Annotated in this window: 10 protein-coding genes; 3 read left to right on the top strand and 7 right to left on the bottom strand. The window is 71.1% G+C overall.

The features are described from left to right. A complete protein-coding gene (locus ACFVTH_RS03865) occupies nt 1-897 on the bottom strand; it encodes an EamA family transporter (protein WP_387086906.1) in 897 nt (298 codons plus the stop codon). Between the two features lie 246 nt (nt 898-1143). Here ACFVTH_RS03865 and ACFVTH_RS03860 point away from each other — a divergent pair, with 246 nt between their 5' ends. After that, complete coding sequence (locus ACFVTH_RS03860; RefSeq protein WP_387086904.1) at nt 1144-5385, top strand: ExeM/NucH family extracellular endonuclease; 4242 nt, start codon at nt 1144-1146, stop codon at nt 5383-5385. A gap of 61 nt (nt 5386-5446) precedes the next feature. Here the strand turns inward: ACFVTH_RS03860 and ACFVTH_RS03855 are convergent, their stop codons facing one another. From ACFVTH_RS03855 to ACFVTH_RS03830, 6 genes are read right to left on the bottom strand one after another with little or no spacing between them, the layout of a single operon-like run. Continuing rightward, nucleotides 5447-6340, bottom strand: coding sequence for an ABC transporter ATP-binding protein (locus ACFVTH_RS03855; RefSeq protein ID WP_387086902.1), 894 nt, complete (start codon nt 6338-6340; stop codon nt 5447-5449). Further along, the gene (locus ACFVTH_RS03850; protein WP_387086900.1) at nt 6337-7122 is read right to left on the bottom strand and encodes an ABC transporter ATP-binding protein; all 786 of its coding nucleotides are present in this window, start codon (nt 7120-7122) and stop codon (nt 6337-6339) included. The genes ACFVTH_RS03855 and ACFVTH_RS03850 overlap by 4 nt, the downstream gene beginning before the upstream one ends. After that, nucleotides 7119-7976: an ABC transporter permease gene (locus tag ACFVTH_RS03845; RefSeq protein ID WP_387086898.1), complete on the bottom strand. Its 858-nt coding sequence runs from the start codon at nt 7974-7976 to the stop codon at nt 7119-7121. The genes ACFVTH_RS03850 and ACFVTH_RS03845 overlap by 4 nt, the downstream gene beginning before the upstream one ends. After that, a complete protein-coding gene (locus ACFVTH_RS03840; RefSeq protein WP_387086896.1) occupies nt 7973-8923 on the bottom strand; it encodes an ABC transporter permease in 951 nt (316 codons plus the stop codon). Before ACFVTH_RS03840 ends, ACFVTH_RS03845 begins: the two co-directional genes overlap by 4 nt. A gap of 2 nt (nt 8924-8925) precedes the next feature. Continuing rightward, nucleotides 8926-10569, bottom strand: a complete 1644-nt coding sequence (locus ACFVTH_RS03835) for an ABC transporter substrate-binding protein (protein ID WP_387086894.1) — start codon at nt 10567-10569, stop codon at nt 8926-8928. Further along, entirely contained in the window at nt 10566-11762 is a 1197-nt protein-coding gene (locus tag ACFVTH_RS03830; RefSeq protein WP_387086892.1) for a C45 family autoproteolytic acyltransferase/hydolase, read from the bottom strand. The genes ACFVTH_RS03835 and ACFVTH_RS03830 overlap by 4 nt, the downstream gene beginning before the upstream one ends. Before the next feature lie 88 nt (nt 11763-11850). On the opposite strand from ACFVTH_RS03830, the gene ACFVTH_RS03825 reads away from it, so the two are divergent. Together ACFVTH_RS03825 and recQ are read left to right on the top strand one after the other, a co-directional pair. Further along, a complete protein-coding gene (locus ACFVTH_RS03825) occupies nt 11851-12753 on the top strand; it encodes a MurR/RpiR family transcriptional regulator (protein ID WP_387086890.1) in 903 nt (300 codons plus the stop codon). An 88-nt stretch (nt 12754-12841) separates the two neighbouring features. After that, entirely contained in the window at nt 12842-14893 is a 2052-nt protein-coding gene (recQ, locus tag ACFVTH_RS03820; protein ID WP_387086888.1) for a DNA helicase RecQ, read from the top strand. Nucleotides 14894-14900 lie beyond the last annotated feature (7 nt).

Genomic DNA, 14900 nt, shown 5'->3' with positions numbered 1-14900 from the left:
TCAGGCGAGGGCGAGCATGGCCGCGGAGGCCAGCGCGAGCACGAGGCCGACCCACTGCACCGGGGCGATGCGCTCCTTGAGCACGATCGCCGCGAGGATGATGGTGCCGGCCGGGTACATCGCGCCGAGCACTGCGGCGATCGCGAGCTCGCCGGCGCGGATGCCGAAGAGGATCAGCGCGTTCGCGGCGGCGTTGACGAGCCCGCCGACGGCGGCGAGCCGGACGCCCCGTGTCCGATCCGGAGCGGTGGAAGCGGCGTCCGTCGCCTCGTCCGGCTGCGGCATCCGCGACCGCTTCACCCTGGCGGCGAGTGCGAACACCCCAGCGACCGCGAACATGACGACGGCGGTGACGCCGACGTTCACGGTGAGCGGCGCGAGCCCGCTCCCCGACGACGTCCGATCCATGATGATGTAGAACACGCCGATGGCCGCGCCCGAGCCGACGCCCATGCCGATGCCGGTGAGGCTCGGTCGCACGGCGCCCCTCTCGGGCACGAAGCCGACCAGCACGACGGCCACGAGGGCGAGGCCGAGCGCCCACGGGGTGATCGGTCCGAATCGGTCGCCCGAGACGAGACCCCAGACCATGGGCACGATCGCGGAGACGAGTGCCGTCAGTGGAGAGAGGATCGACATCGGCCCGATGGCGAGGCAGGCGTACAACAGCCCGATCGCGACCGCACCGACGAGCCCGGCCGCGGCGCCCAGCCAGAGGTCGGCCGGTTCCCAGGTACTGCCGACGATCGGCGTGGCGAGGGCGAGTGCGACGAAGCCGGCGAGGCCGGCGACCGCGGTCGCGAGCACGGCGCCGATGCGCTTCGCGGCGATTCCGCCGAGGAAGTCCGCCGCCCCGAACACGAGCGCTCCGGTGAGCGAGAGGACGGCGGTGAGCATGGTGCTGTCCAGCGTATCGGCCTCGACCGGTGCGCTCTGGCTGCTCATTCGTGCGGTTGCCGCGGCGGGTTCTGCTCATGTGAGCAAGCGCCGTGAACTCCGCGTGAAATCAGGGCGAGCGGGCGGTGTAAAGCCCTTGGCAGGGGCCCGGAGCGGACTTATGCTACGGAACAATCGTCCCACCGCCGGCGTGCTCGTTTCAGCGTCGAATCCGAGGTGGGGAGTGGTCGTTCGATGAGGAGAGTCATGCAACGTCTCACCAGAAACTGCCTGTCCGCGGTGGCGCTCGCCGCCGCGGGCACGCTCGTCGCCGGGGTACTCGGCGCCGCGCCCGCGTTCGCCGCGGTCGACGGCTCGGGGGTCGTGATCAACGAGGTCTACGCGCGGGGCGGCAGCGCGAACCAGCCGTTCCAGAACAAGTTCGTCGAGCTGTACAACCCGACGAACGCCGACGTCTCCCTGGCCGGCTGGTCGATCCAGTACCGCTCAGCCACGAGCACGGGCGCCTCGAGCGGGGTCGGCGCGCTGAGCGGCACGATCAAGTCGGGCGGCTACTACCTCATCGGCCTCAACAGCAACGGCGGCACCGGTGCGGCACTGCCCACTCCCGACGCCTCCTTCTCCGTGGCGCCGAGCGGCACGACCGGTTCGCTCTTCCTCGCGAAGACCGCCTCGGCGATCAACCCGGGCACGGGCTCCATCGTGAACAACGCGCAGGTGGCCGACTACGTCGGCTACGGGGGTTCGCTGAACTTCGAGACGGCGGCCGCGGCGTACCCGGGTGCGAACTCCGACCCCGGCAGCATCGTGCGCACCGGCTTCAAGGACACCGACGACAACTCGAAGGACTTCAGCTTCACGGCGACCCCGACGCCGCAGAACTCGGGCAGCCCGGGCGGGCCCGTCCTGCCCGTCGCGAAGACGATCGCCCAGGTCCAGGGCACCGATGTGGCCGCCAGCCCGCTCGTCGGCCAGGCCGTGATCGTCGAGGGCGTCGTCACCGCCGACCACCGCGTCGGCGGCTACGAGGGCATCTACATCCAGACCCCCGGCCCCGACACCACTCCCAAGGCCTCCGACGGCGTGTTCGTGTACCTGCACGGCGAGAACCCGGCCGTCTCGATCGGCGACAAGGTGCGCGTCACTGGCGTCGTCGAGGAGTTCAACGGCCAGACGCAGATCAAGCCCACGGCCGCGGCCGACGTCGAGCTCGTGCAGGCCGGGGTCGGCGTGCCCGCGCCGACCAAGCTCCCTGCGACCGCCGTCGGCAACACGGCCCGCGAGGTCTTCGAGGGCATGCTCGTCGTCCCCGACGGCACCTACAAGGTCATCTCGAGCCACAACCTCAACCGCTTCGGCGAGCTGTGGCTGAACGCCGGTGCCACGATGCCGGTGAAGTCGACCGAGACGCAGCTGCCGGGCTCGAAGGGCGCGAGCGACGTCGCCGCGGCCAACAAGGCGAGCCGCATCCTGCTCGACGACGGCTACAGCATCGCCGTGCGCAACTCGAACGGCACCGACAACCCGGCCCACCCGGGCGACCAGCCGTACTTCACCAAGGGCACGGTCGTCCGCAACGGCGACGTCGCGAAGTTCCCGACCACCGGCTACGTGCTCGGCTGGGGCTTCAACGAGTGGCGCCTGCAGCCGACGCAGCCGATCAACGACGCGAGCGCCGCGTCGACGAAGCCGACGTTCACGCCGACGAACCTGCGTCCGACGACCGCGCCCGCGGTCGGCGGCGACATCACGGTGGCGTCGTTCAACGTGCTGAACTACTTCACGACGCTCACCTCGGAGAACCCCGAGGCGCGCGGCGCCGACACCGCCGAGGAGTTCGCGGTGCAGAAGGCGAAGATCGTGAAGGCGATCAACGGCCTCGACGCCGACGTCGTCGCGCTCCAGGAGATCGAGAACTCGGTCGCACTCGGCGAGAAGCCCGACGAGGCGCTCGCCGACCTCGTCGCCGGCCTCAACGCCGCCGCGGGCGCCGGAACGTGGAAGTACGTGACGACCCCTGAGGCGCTGCACGACCCCGCGATCACCGACGTCATCACGAACGCGATCATCTACAAGCCCGCGTCGGTCAAGCCGAGCGGCGAGGCTCAGACGATCGTCGACGAGACCGTGTGGGACATCGCCCGCGAGCCGATCGCCCAGACGTTCAAGCACGGCAAGCAGTTCGTCACCGTGATCGCGAACCACTTCAAGTCGAAGAGCGGCACCGACCCGTCGCCGCAGCCCGGCCAGGACGCCTTCAACGACGAGCGCACGAAGCAGGCCGAGTCGCTGCTCGCCTTCGCGAACGAGCTCTCGGAGGGGCGCAAGAACGCCGTCTACCTCGTGGGCGACTTCAACTCGTACGCCAAGGAGGACCCGATCAAGGTCTTCACCGACGCGGGCTGGAACGACCTGCTCTTCAGCAAGGCGCGCGGCCAGTACACCTACACCTTCGACGGCGAGCTCGGCTCGCTCGACCACGTGATCGCCTCGCCCGCCGCGAGCGACCGCGTGACGAAGGCCGCGGTCTGGTCGATCAACTCGCCCGAGTGGGCGGGCCGCGAGTACTGGGGCCCGGCGGCCGAGACCGTCGCCGAGGCGTCGGTCTTCCGCTCGAGCGACCACGACCCGATCCTCGTCGGCGTCGGCTCGGAGGGCGTGCCCGGCAAGGTCGACATCGACCTCGTGACGGTGAACGACTTCCACGGCCGCATCGAGCAGTCGGCGCCGTCGGGCGGCATCGCCGCGCTGTCGAGCGCGGTGAAGCAGATCCGCGCAGAGAACCCGAACACGGTCTTCGCGGCCGCGGGCGACATGATCGGCGCTTCGACGTTCACCTCGTTCATCCAGCAGGACAAGCCCACCATCCTCGCCCTCAACGAGGCCGGGCTCGACGTCAGCGCGGTCGGCAACCACGAGTTCGACCAGGGCTTCGCCGACCTCACCGACCGGGTGATGCCGCTCGCGCTCTGGGAGTACCTCGGCGCCAACGTGTACGACAAGGAGACGGGCAAGCCGGCCCTCCCCGAGTACTACACCGAGACGTTCGACGGCGTGACGATCGGCTTCATCGGTGCGGTCACCGATGAGCTGCCCTCGCTCGTGAGCCCCGCCGGCATCGAGGACATCACGGTGGGCGACCCCACCGAGGCCGTGAACCGCGTCGCGAACCAGCTGAGCGACGGCAAGAAGCAGAACGGCGAGGCCGACATCGTCGTGCTCCTCGTGCACGAAGGGGCGGCGACGACCGATGTCGCGTCGGCGACCGACCCCGAGTCGCGCTTCGGCGAGATCGTGCTCGGCGCGAACAAGAACGTCGACGCGATCGTCTCGGGTCACACCCACCTCGCCTACAACCACGTGATCGACGGGCGGCCGGTGATCTCGAGCGGCCAGTACGGCGAGCGCTTCTCCCGCATGGACATCCAGTACGACCGTGCGAAGAAGACCTTCACGATGAAGAACGAGATCTTCAGTCTCATGGACGGCACGACGGCGCTCTACCCGAACGACCCGGCGGTGCAGCCCATCGTCGACGAGGCCGTGAAGGTCGCCGACCAGCTCGGCAGCGTGGTGCTCGGCGAGGCGAACGCCGACTTCGGTCGGGCCGTCGCGTCGAACCCCGACGGCGCCTCCTCGTTCCCCGAGAACCGCGGTGGCGAGTCGACGCTCGGCAACCTCGTGGCCGACGTGCAGCAGTGGGCGCTCAACGCCGACGGCACCCGCGCGGTCGACATCACCTTCATGAACCCGGGCGGCCTGCGGGCCGACCTGGCCGCGGGTGAGGTCACCTACCGTGAGGCCGCCAACGTCCAGCCCTTCGCGAACACCCTCGTGACCGTCACCCTCACCGGTGCGCAGGTCAAGAAGGTGCTCGAGGAGCAGTGGCAGCCGGCCGGTGCGTCGCGTCCGTTCCTGAAGCTCGGCGTCAACAAGGAGCTCGCCTACACGTACGACCCGACCGCGCCGGCCGGATCGCACATCACCGAGATCCTGCTGAACGGCGAGCCGATCGACCCCGCGGCGAACTACCTCGTGGGTGCGAACTCGTTCCTCGCGGCCGGCGGTGACAACTTCACCACCCTCGGCCAGGGCACCGGGCGTGCCGACACCGGCAAGATCGACCTCGAGTCGATGGTCGACTACTTCGAGGTGAACCCCGAGATCTCGCCCGACAACGCGCAGCGCGCGGTCGGCGTCCACGTGGACGGCGACGGCACCTACGCGCCGGGCGAGTCGGTCACCGTGCAGCTGTCGTCGCTCGACTTCAGCCGCAACGAGCCGGCCGCGGGCACCGTCGTCGTCTCGTTCGACGGCACGCAGCTCACGACGGCCGCCGTGAACCGGGCCTACACGCCGACGGTCGACGAGATCGGCAAGGCGACCGTGACCTTCACGGTGCCGGCCGGCCTCAGCGGCGTGCAGCGGTTCGACATCGCGGTGCCCACGACCGGCACGGTGAGTTCGTTCACCCTCAACGTCGGCTGACCCGAATCCGACGGGAAGGGGCCGGGTGCGAACGCACCCGGCCCCTTCTTCATGCCGTCGGTCAGTCGGCCGCGCTGCGCGCGCGCTGGAATGCCGCCCGCCGCTCGATCACGTCGTGCGGGTCCCAGCCCGGTCCCGGCACTGACGAGACCAGGAGTTTCGTGTAGGCGTCCTGCGGAGTACGCAGCACCTCACCGGTCGGTCCCTGCTCGACGACTCGCCCGAGGTGCAGCACGAGGGTGCGGTCGGTGACCTCGTCGACCACGGCGAGGTCGTGGCTCACGAAGAGCAGCGCGATGCCCGAGTCGCGCCGGATCTCGCCGAGCAGCTCGAGGATCTGCGCCTGCACCGAGACGTCGAGTGCCGAGACCGCCTCGTCGAGCACGAGCACCCCGGGTTCGACCGCCAGGGCGCGGGCGATGGCGACGCGCTGGCGCTGGCCGCCGCTCAGTTGGTGCGGCTTCAGCGCGGCCTGCGTTCTCGTGAGGCGCACGCGATCGAGCAGTTCGGCCACGCGCACGGAGGACTCCCGTCCGCGGTCGCCGAGTCGGTGCAGGCGCATCGCTCGCTGCAGCGTCTGCTCGACCGTGAGCCGGCGGTCGAGCGAGCCGTACGGGTCCTGGAACACCATCTGCACCTGCCGAGCGTGTGCGAGGCGTGCCGCTCGCCCGCGGCGGCCCGCCAGCCGGTCGACGCCGCCGATCGTCAGGGTGCCGGAATCGGCGCGCTCGAGGCCGACGACGATGCGGGCGATGGTCGACTTGCCGGAACCCGACTCGCCGACGAGACCGAGCGACTCGCCCGCGGCGATCGTGAACGAGACGTCGTCGACGGCGATGACGGGCTCGTCGCCGCGGTTGCCGTCGAAGGTGCGTCGAAGTCCGTTCGCCTCCAGCAGCGTGGTGGCCCGCTCGCCAGCGGGGGCCGTACGTGGCGTGGGGGTCGAGGTGCTCATGCTTCGTGCTCCCGGATGCTCGGAACCGCGTCGAGCAGCGATCGAGTGTACGGCTGCGTCGCCCCGGTGAAGAGGTCGGCGCCGTGCAGCTCTTCGACGATCTCGCCGCGCAGCATCACGTACACGCGGTCGCAGTATGCCGCTGCGAGGTGCAGGTCATGGGTGATGAACAGGACGCCGAGGCCGCGCTCGCGCTGCTGGTCGCGCAGGATCGCGAGCACCTCGGCCTGGGTCGTGACGTCCAGAGCGCTGGTCGCCTCGTCGGCGAACAGCAGCTCGGGGCGCGTCGTCAGGGCGGCGGCGATCACGACGCGTTGCAGCATGCCGCCCGACAGCTCGTGGGGGTACTGGCGGAACCGCTGCTCGGGGCGGCTGATGCCGACGGCGGCGAGCAGCTCGAGACCGCGCTGCTTCGCCTCGGCGCGGCCGACGCCGTGCACCCGGACGAGTCGCTCGGTGAGCGAGTCGCCGATGCGACGGACCGGGTTCAGCGCACCGCGCGGATCCTGCTGGATCAGCCCTGCCTCCGAGGCGCGGATGTCCCGAAGCGTCCGGGCATCGGCGGCGAGCACGTCGCGCCCGGCGATGCGCACCTCGCCCTCGACCGCGGCGGTCGGCGGCAGCAGCCGCAGTGCGGCACGCACCGTGCTCGACTTGCCCGAGCCCGACTCGCCGACGAGGCCGACGGTCTCGCCGCGGTCGACGCGCAGCGATACCCGGTCGAGGATCTGTGCGTGGCCGTAGCGCAACGACAGGTCGGTGATCTCGAGGAGCCGGCTCATGCGCGGGCCCCCAGTCGTTCCGAGAGCCGCACGCCGACGATGTTGACGGCGACGACGACCGCGGCGATGGCGAGGCCCGGCACGAGGGTCGGCCCGAAGTGTCCGAGCACGATGCCGTCCTGTCCCTCCTGGACCATGAGGCCCCATTCCGAGCTCGGCGGCTGGGCGCCGAAGCCGAGGTAGCTGAGCGTGGCGAGCCCCATGAGCCCCTCGCCGAAGAGCACGACGAGGTAGCCGAGCAGGGCCGGCGTCATGTTGGGCACGACGTAGCGCGCGGCGATCGCGGCGCCGCCGACGCCCTGCACCCGGTACGCGTCGACGTAGGGGCGAGCGAGCTCGGACAGCGCGATGCTGCGGGTGAACTTGGCGATCACCGGCGCGTAGGCGAGCGCGAGGGCGATGACCGCGGTCGCGGGGCCCTCGCCGAAGACGGCGATCACGAGTACCACGAAGAGGAGCCCCGGAAAGGCGAACATGACGTCGGTGATGCGGGCGAGCAGCACATCGATCCAGCCTCCGTTCCACGCGGCGACGATGCCGATGGTCACACCGAGCACCGTCGCGCCGACGAGCAGCAGGAGCGGGCCGACGAGGCTCTCGCGGGTGCCCATGATGAGGCGCGACAGCAGGTCGCGGCCGAGCTGGTCCGTGCCGAGCGGGTGGGCGGCGCTCGGCGGCGCCCAGATCGCGGCGAAGTCGATCGCCTCGGGATCGTACGGGGCGATGAGCGGCGCGAACGCGGCGACGAGCACCACGAGGCCGAGGAACCCGACGGCGATCCAGTACAGCGGGTCACGTCGGCGCGTGCCGAGCCCGCCGCGAGTGAGCAGCGCATCGGCTGCGGTGGTGGTCATGAGGTCTTCACCCGGCTTCCGATCCGCGGGTCGAGGAGGGGGAGGAGGAGGTCGACGAGCGTCGTGACGACCATGTACGCGACGACCATGTAGAGCAGTACGGCCTGCACGATCGGGAAGTCGTGCGAGTTGATGGCGTCGACGAGCAGCGACCCGATGCCGCTGATGCCGAACACGCTCTCGACGACGACGGTGCCCGCGAGCATGCTCGCGATCACGAGGGCGATCATCGTGATGATCGGGCCCCACGCGTTGCGCAGCACGTGCCGCAGCACCACGAGCCGCTCGGCCATGCCGGTGCTGCGCGCCGCCTCGACGTGCTCGGAGTCGAACTGCTCGACCATCGTCTGCCGCGTGACCCGGCTGACGATGGCGAGGGCGCCGATGGAGAGCGCGATCGCCGGCAGCGTGAGGTGGTACAGGCGGTCGACTCCGGCCTCGCCGGCGCCGGTCACGGGGAACCAGCCGAGCTGCACCGAGAAGAACGACACGAGCACGATGCCGACGACGAACGACGGCACCGAGGCGGCGAGTGTCGTCGCGCCGACCACGGCGGTGTCGGCGGCGCGCCCCCGCCGCACGGCCGCCCAGACGCCGAGGCCGACGCCGACCACGGCGAACAGGACGGCCGCGTACGCGACGAGCGAGAGGGTCGCGGGCAGGCGGCTCGCCATGATCGATGCGACCGGCTGGTGGTACTGGAACGAGACGCCGAGGTTGCCGGTGAGGGCGCCCGACAACCACAGCCAGTACTGCACGACCAGCGGTTCGTCGAGGTGGTACTCCGCGCGCACCTCGGCGAAGCGCTCGGGCGTGAGGTTCTCCGGGTTGCCGATGAGGAAGGTCACCGGGTCGCCCGGGGCCGCGTACATGGCCGCGAAGATGATGAAGGAGGCCACCACCAACGTCACGGCCATGCCCGCGAGCCGCCTGAGCGCGATCAGCATGGTCAGCCTTCGGACGAGCCGAGGTCGGCTGCCCAGGGGTAGTAGAGGTACGCGGCCGACGAGGGCATGCCGGTGATCGCGGACGAGTGCGCGACGGTCGCGGGGCTCTGCGACACGGAGATCCACGGGGTCGCCGCGACCCAGCGGCGCTGCAGCTCGATCGCGAGGTCGGCGCGCTCGACGTCGTCGGTCGCGGCGAAGGCCTGCTGCACGAGCTCGTCGTACTCGGGGTCGGCGAAGCCGACGAAGTTGACCGTGGCCGTCGAGGCCCCGTTCTTGTAGAAGCCGACGGGGTCGTTCTTCGAGATGTAGTACTCGTCGCTGAACAGGTCGGCCCGGCCGCGCACCACGTCGTCGGAGTAGAAGTCCCCGTACTGGGCCGACGGGATCGTCGTGATCTCGGCCTCGAGGCCGATGCTCTTCGCTGCGGCGACGAGCGCGTTGGAGACGACGTTGCGCACCGAACCGCCGTCGCTCGCGATCACGATCGGCTCCTCGGGCGCGCCGGCCTCGGCGACGAGCGCCTTCGCCTGCTCGAGATCGGCTTCGCTCGGGCTCGCGGGGGCTCCCCCGAGCTCCTGGTACGCAGCCTCGAAGGCGTCGCGTTCGTAGCCCCAGGCGCCCGAGCCGATCGGGGTCTTCGAGGGCTGAGCGAGGTCGCCGAACGCCGCCTTCGCGATGCCCGACCGATCGAGGGCGAGCGAGAGCGCCTGCCGGATGCGCTCGTCGGCGAGCGCCCCGCGCTCGGTGGCGAGCAGCACCCATGCGTTCGTCGAGGGGCCCTGCGCGAGCGAGACGTCGTCGACCGACTGCAGCGGGATCGCCGAGGCGGGGGAGTCGAGGTACGAACCGTCGGCTTCGCCGGCGGTGAGCGCGTTCACGACCGCAGCAGGGTCGGCCCAGCGGAAGACGATCTCGTCCGCGAGTACCTCGCGCGAGGCATCCCAGTAGTTCTCGGCCTTCTCGATCGTGACGCTCGTCCCCGGCTTCCAGTCGCCGAGCGTGTAGGGGCCCGAGCATGCGTCAGGCGTGCCGGGCGCGCCGTAGTCGTCGCCCTGTGCCTCGACGACGCGCGGGTTCAGCACCATGCCGCCGTTGCCGGCCATCGCCTGGATGAAGATGGCGTCGCGCTGCTTCAGGGTGACGGTGATCTCGTTCGGCCCGGTCTTCTCCATGGCGGTCACGTTGGCGTACTCGTCGGATTCGTCGGCGCCCTCGGCGGCGTGGCGCTGCATACTCCAGAGCACGTCGTCGGCGGTGATCGCGCTCCCGTCGTGGAAGGTGGCATCGGTGCGGATCGTGAACACGACGTGCGTGTCGTCGACCCATTCGGCGCTCTCGGCGATGCCGGGCACGGTCGTCAGGTCGGGCTGCACGGCCATGAGCCGCTCGCAGACGTTCGCGAACACGGTGTTCTCGGCGGCGCCGCTGTCGATGTCGAAGTCGAACGTCGCGGGCTCGGCGGGTAGCATCCAGGTCACCGACTCGACGGGACCGGATGCCGCGGGCGTCGTCGCGCCGAAGGGCAGGTCTGCGACGGGGGCCGCGGTCGGTGCGGTGCCGCCGGCGGTGCAGCCGGCGAGGGCGATCGCCGCGCCCGCGGCGACGGCGACGAGGGTGAGTCGTCGTGGCGAGGTGGTGTTCATCGGTGTGCCTCCATTGGCAGGGTGGGGGTGGTGTAACGCGAGCCCGGACCGTCGAAGGCGTTCCAGGGCAGGATCTCATAGGGGTGGTCGCACGGCGTCCCGTTGGTGACGAAGTAGTCGCCGGTGGTGAGGTCGACGCAACTCGAGAGGAGCGTCGACCACTGCCGAACGGCGGGCCGGCGCTCGTCGGGATGGGTGCAGACCGATTCGGGGTACCCGAGGTGGTCGCTCATCGCGGCGCGGATGGCGCCGAGCGCGTCATCGCGGCTGTGAGTGTCGCGCACGCGCTCGAGGCCGGTGCGCGCCTGCGGCACCCGGAACAGCGAGTCGGCCGAGACGGGCCGGTAGCGGCCGGCGAGCTGCGGGGGCACGGATGCCTGGTAGTGATTGCCGTGCACGAGCAGCCCTCGCTCGGGGTAGACCCAGTCGATCCCGCTCGGCGTGATCTCGAGATCGATCGAGAACCCCGAGCGATCGGTGAGGAGCGCGTTGCTCGCGATGTGGGCATCGGTGCGCACGAGGGTGTTGATCGCGTCGGGCAGTTCGGACTGGTTGAGGGCCATCCGTCGGATGAACGTCTGCGGCAGGCCGCTCGTGCCGGCGAATCGGCCGCCGAGGCCGTTGGCGTTCAGCGCGATGCCTGCGGAGTTCACGCCGTGGCGGCCGATCTGGCCCGCCTCGAGCTGCATGATGAGCGTCGGCAGCGGGTCCTGCACGACGCGCACGACGACGACGGTGCGCTGCGTGCCAGCCCGCCAGTCCCAGTTCTGGCCTGCGTAGGTGTGGCCGTCGCCCGACGCGCCGTGCGCGAGCGAGAAGCTCGTGCAGCCGTCGCTCGAGTCGCGCTCCTCCTCTGCGGCGTGCTCGGGGTACGGCGCGGCGCGGCGCGAGCCCTGGTCGTAGATGATCTCGCCGCGCACGTTGAGCGCCATGAGATCGAGGAGGTCGCGCCCGCTGGCGGCGGCGACGCCCTCGAGCTCGGCGACGATGTCGGGTGCGGCGTCGCGGCAGCGGGGCAGCCATCCGGCGGCCTGCTCGCGCACCGCCGACCAGGTGAGGCCCGACTGCTGGCCGAACGCCTCCGCGTAGTAGCCGATCGCCGCGTCGATGAGGTCGGACGCCGCGGCGCCGTACTGCTCACCGCGTTCGAACGGCGTGCCGCTCACCTCGATGGTGCGGATGGTGGTGCTCATGGACGGCGGCGTCCCTTCCATGCCGGTTAGCATGTGGACCACCGGCGTCTTCGTTGGAATGATCGTTACGAGATAGGATGCTCGTGAAATGAATGATACACACGACTCGCAATCTGTAACAACCGATACGCGCAACCCGGGCGTGATCGAGTTGCGCAGTCGCGTGCGCGCGGCGTGGGACGGGCTCTCGAAGTCCGAGCAGGCGGTGGGCGGGCTGCTCGCGGGCAGCCCAGCCGAGCGGCTGCTGTTCGCGACCGCCGCCGAGCTCGGCGCCGAGACGGGCACGAGCAACGCGACGGTGATCCGGACGCTGCAGAAGCTCGAGTACGCCGGCCTCGCCGATCTCAAGCGCCGGGTCGCGGCGCCGTTCACCGAGGCCGTGTCGCCCGAGGAGCGGGTGCGCCAGCGTCTCGACCACGCCGGGGAGGACACCGGGCGCCTCGCCCGGAGCGTCTGGGACGAGGCTCGCGATCAGGTCGAGCTCGCCCGGCAGGCCCTGTCGATCGAGTCGGTGACCGCGGCCGCCGCCCTGATCGCGCGCGCCGGGCAGGTCTACACCTACGGGGTCGGTGCCTCGGCCGTCGCCGCGACGCATCTCGCGCTCCGGCTCGGTCGGGCCGGCCGATCGGCCCGGCACCTCGACGCCGACGGCTTCCGCCTCGCCGATGCGCTGCTGCCACTGCGCAGCGGCGACGTCGTGGTGCTCTTCGCGCCTGGCCGCGTCAACGCCGAACTCGACGCGATCGTCGGTCGGGCCCGCGAGGTCGGTGCGCACCCGGTGCTCGTCACCGACGAGCTGCACGAGCGTCTCGCCGCGCGCGTGGCCGTCACGCTCACCGCGCCGCATACGCCGACCGGGCTCACCGCCGAGGTGCTGACGTCGATCCTCGTCGCCGACGTGCTCGCCCAGTCGGTCTCGGCGCTCGCACCCGAACTCGCCGTTGAGACGTCGCACGCGCTCACCGTGCTCCGCTCGCGTCTGGGGTACTGACCCCTCCTCCAGAGCGTCGGATGCCTCGGCACCGCCCCCATTCCGACCGTCCGGCGGCGGGATCAGTGGCGCTCAGTAGACTCGTCGGGTGAGCTGGAACGCCGAACCCGATGGGCCCGATGAGGCCGCGTGGCACCTCGACGAACTCGCTCCGCCGCCCGATGACGAGTGGGCGCCGCCGCCTCCGCCCGACGAGTACGCCGGGGGAGCGGTCGCATGGGGCGCACCGTCCGTCCCACGATCGGCGACCTCGGGGGGCGAGCCGCCCCGCTCCGCGGCATCCGGCCTGCAGCGGCCCGCCGTCGCCGCTCCCGCCCGCTTCGCGAGCGCCGAGGAGGCGCTGCACACCGTCTTCGGCTACGACGCGTTCCGCGGCGAGCAGGCCGAGATCATCCAGCAGGTGGCCTCCGGCGGCGACGCCGTCGTCCTCATGCCGACCGGCGGCGGCAAGAGCCTCTGCTACCAGATCCCGGCGCTCCTGCGCGAGGGCACCGGCGTGGTCGTGTCGCCCCTCATCGCACTCATGCACGACCAGGTCGACGCGCTCGTGCGCAACGGCGTGCGCGCCGCGTACCTGAACTCGAGCCAGCAGGCCGGTGAGCGCGCCGCCGTCGAGCGGGCCTATCTCGACGGCGAGCTCGACCTGCTCTACATCGCCCCCGAGCGCCTCAACACCGAGGGCGCGAAGCAGCTGCTCGCTCGCGGCACCGTGTCGCTCTTCGCGATCGACGAGGCGCACTGCGTGGCGCAGTGGGGCCATGACTTCCGTCCCGACTACCTCGCGCTCGCCGAGCTCGCCGAGCGCTGGCCCGAGGTGCCGCGCATCGCCCTCACGGCGACCGCGACCGAGGCGACCCATCGTGAGATCACCGAGCGGCTCTCGCTCGGCGGTGCGAAGCACTTCGTCTCGAGCTTCGACCGGCCGAACATCCAGTACCGCATCGCGCCGAAGCTCGAGGTGCGCCGCCAGCTGCTCGACTTCGTCCGCAGCGAGGGCGTCGACGCCGACGGTCGGCCCGTGCCGGGCATCGTGTACGCGCTGAGCCGGGCGAGCACCGAGAAGATCGCGGCGTTCCTCGCGGCGAACGGCGTCAACGCGCTGCCGTACCACGCAGGGCTCGACCCCGAGCTGCGCCGCTCGACGCAAGACCGCTTCCTCCGCGAAGACGGCGTCGTCGTCGTCGCGACGATCGCGTTCGGCATGGGAATCGACAAGCCCGACGTGCGCTTCGTCGCCCACGTCGACCTGCCGAAGTCGGTCGAGGGCTACTACCAGGAGACCGGGCGTGCCGGCCGTGACGGCGCCCCCGCGACCGCGTGGCTCGCGTACGGCCTGCAAGACGTGGTGCAGCAGCGTCGCATGATCGACGACAGCCCGGGCGACCTCGCGCACCGCCGTCGGCTGTCGGCGCACCTCGATGCGATGCTCGCCCTCTGCGAGACCGTGCAGTGCCGCAGGCAGAATCTGCTCGCCTACTTCGGCGAGGCGAGCGAGCCGTGCGGCAACTGCGACACCTGCCTCGAGCCGCCCGCCTCATGGGACGGCACGGTCCCGGCGCAGAAGCTCATGTCGACGATCGTCCGACTGCAGCGCGAGCGGCGGCAGAAGTTCGGCGCCGGGCATCTCATCGACATCCTCCGGGGCAAAGAGACGCCGCGCGTGCGCCAGTACGGCCACGACACGCTCTCGACGTGGGGGCTCGGAGCCGACCTCAGCGACCAGCAGTGGCGCGGCGTGGTGCGCCAGCTGCTCGCGCAGGGCCTGCTCGCGACGCACGGCGAGTACGGCACGCTCACGATCACCGATGCGTCGGGCGAGGTGCTCTCGGGCCGCCGCACCGTGATGCTGCGCACCGAGGTCGAGCGCGCACCGCGCTCGCGCGGCGCGAAGGCGGCTCCCGCTGCGGCCGACCTCGAGCCCGCCCAGGCCGAGCTCTTCGAGCAGCTCCGCGCGTGGCGCGCGGGCGAGGCGCGCGAGCAGGGGGTGCCCGCCTACATCGTGTTCGGCGACGCGACGCTGCGGGCGGTCGCGGTCGCGAAGCCGGCCAGCCTCGGCGAGCTCGACGGCATCACGGGCATCGGCGCCAAGAAGCTCGAGGCCTACGGCGAGGCGCTCCTCGCGGTGGTCGCGGCCGCCTGAGCCCCCT

Source organism: Agromyces sp. NPDC058104, from assembly GCF_042884835.1.
In the GTDB taxonomy this organism is placed as follows: Bacteria; Actinomycetota; Actinomycetes; order Actinomycetales; family Microbacteriaceae; genus Agromyces.
The sequence above is the reverse complement of the archived record's forward strand: the minus strand, read 5'-3'. Positions and strand labels throughout refer to the sequence as shown.

Excerpts from the sequence above, each read along its gene's own strand:
- ACFVTH_RS03865 (WP_387086906.1), bottom strand. The coding sequence starts at position 897 with ATGCTCACCGCCGTCCTCTCGCTCACCGGAGCGCTCGTGTTCGGGGCG.
- ACFVTH_RS03830 (WP_387086892.1), bottom strand. The coding sequence starts at position 11,762 with ATGAGCACCACCATCCGCACCATCGAGGTGAGCGGCACGCCGTTCGAA.
- ACFVTH_RS03850 (WP_387086900.1), bottom strand. The coding sequence starts at position 7,122 with ATGAGCCGGCTCCTCGAGATCACCGACCTGTCGTTGCGCTACGGCCAC.
- ACFVTH_RS03845 (WP_387086898.1), bottom strand. The coding sequence starts at position 7,976 with ATGACCACCACCGCAGCCGATGCGCTGCTCACTCGCGGCGGGCTCGGC.
- ACFVTH_RS03825 (WP_387086890.1), top strand. The coding sequence starts at position 11,851 with ATGAATGATACACACGACTCGCAATCTGTAACAACCGATACGCGCAAC.
- ACFVTH_RS03835 (WP_387086894.1), bottom strand. The coding sequence starts at position 10,569 with ATGAACACCACCTCGCCACGACGACTCACCCTCGTCGCCGTCGCCGCG.
- ACFVTH_RS03855 (WP_387086902.1), bottom strand. The coding sequence starts at position 6,340 with ATGAGCACCTCGACCCCCACGCCACGTACGGCCCCCGCTGGCGAGCGG.
- ACFVTH_RS03840 (WP_387086896.1), bottom strand. The coding sequence starts at position 8,923 with ATGCTGATCGCGCTCAGGCGGCTCGCGGGCATGGCCGTGACGTTGGTG.
- ACFVTH_RS03860 (WP_387086904.1), top strand. The coding sequence starts at position 1,144 with ATGCAACGTCTCACCAGAAACTGCCTGTCCGCGGTGGCGCTCGCCGCC.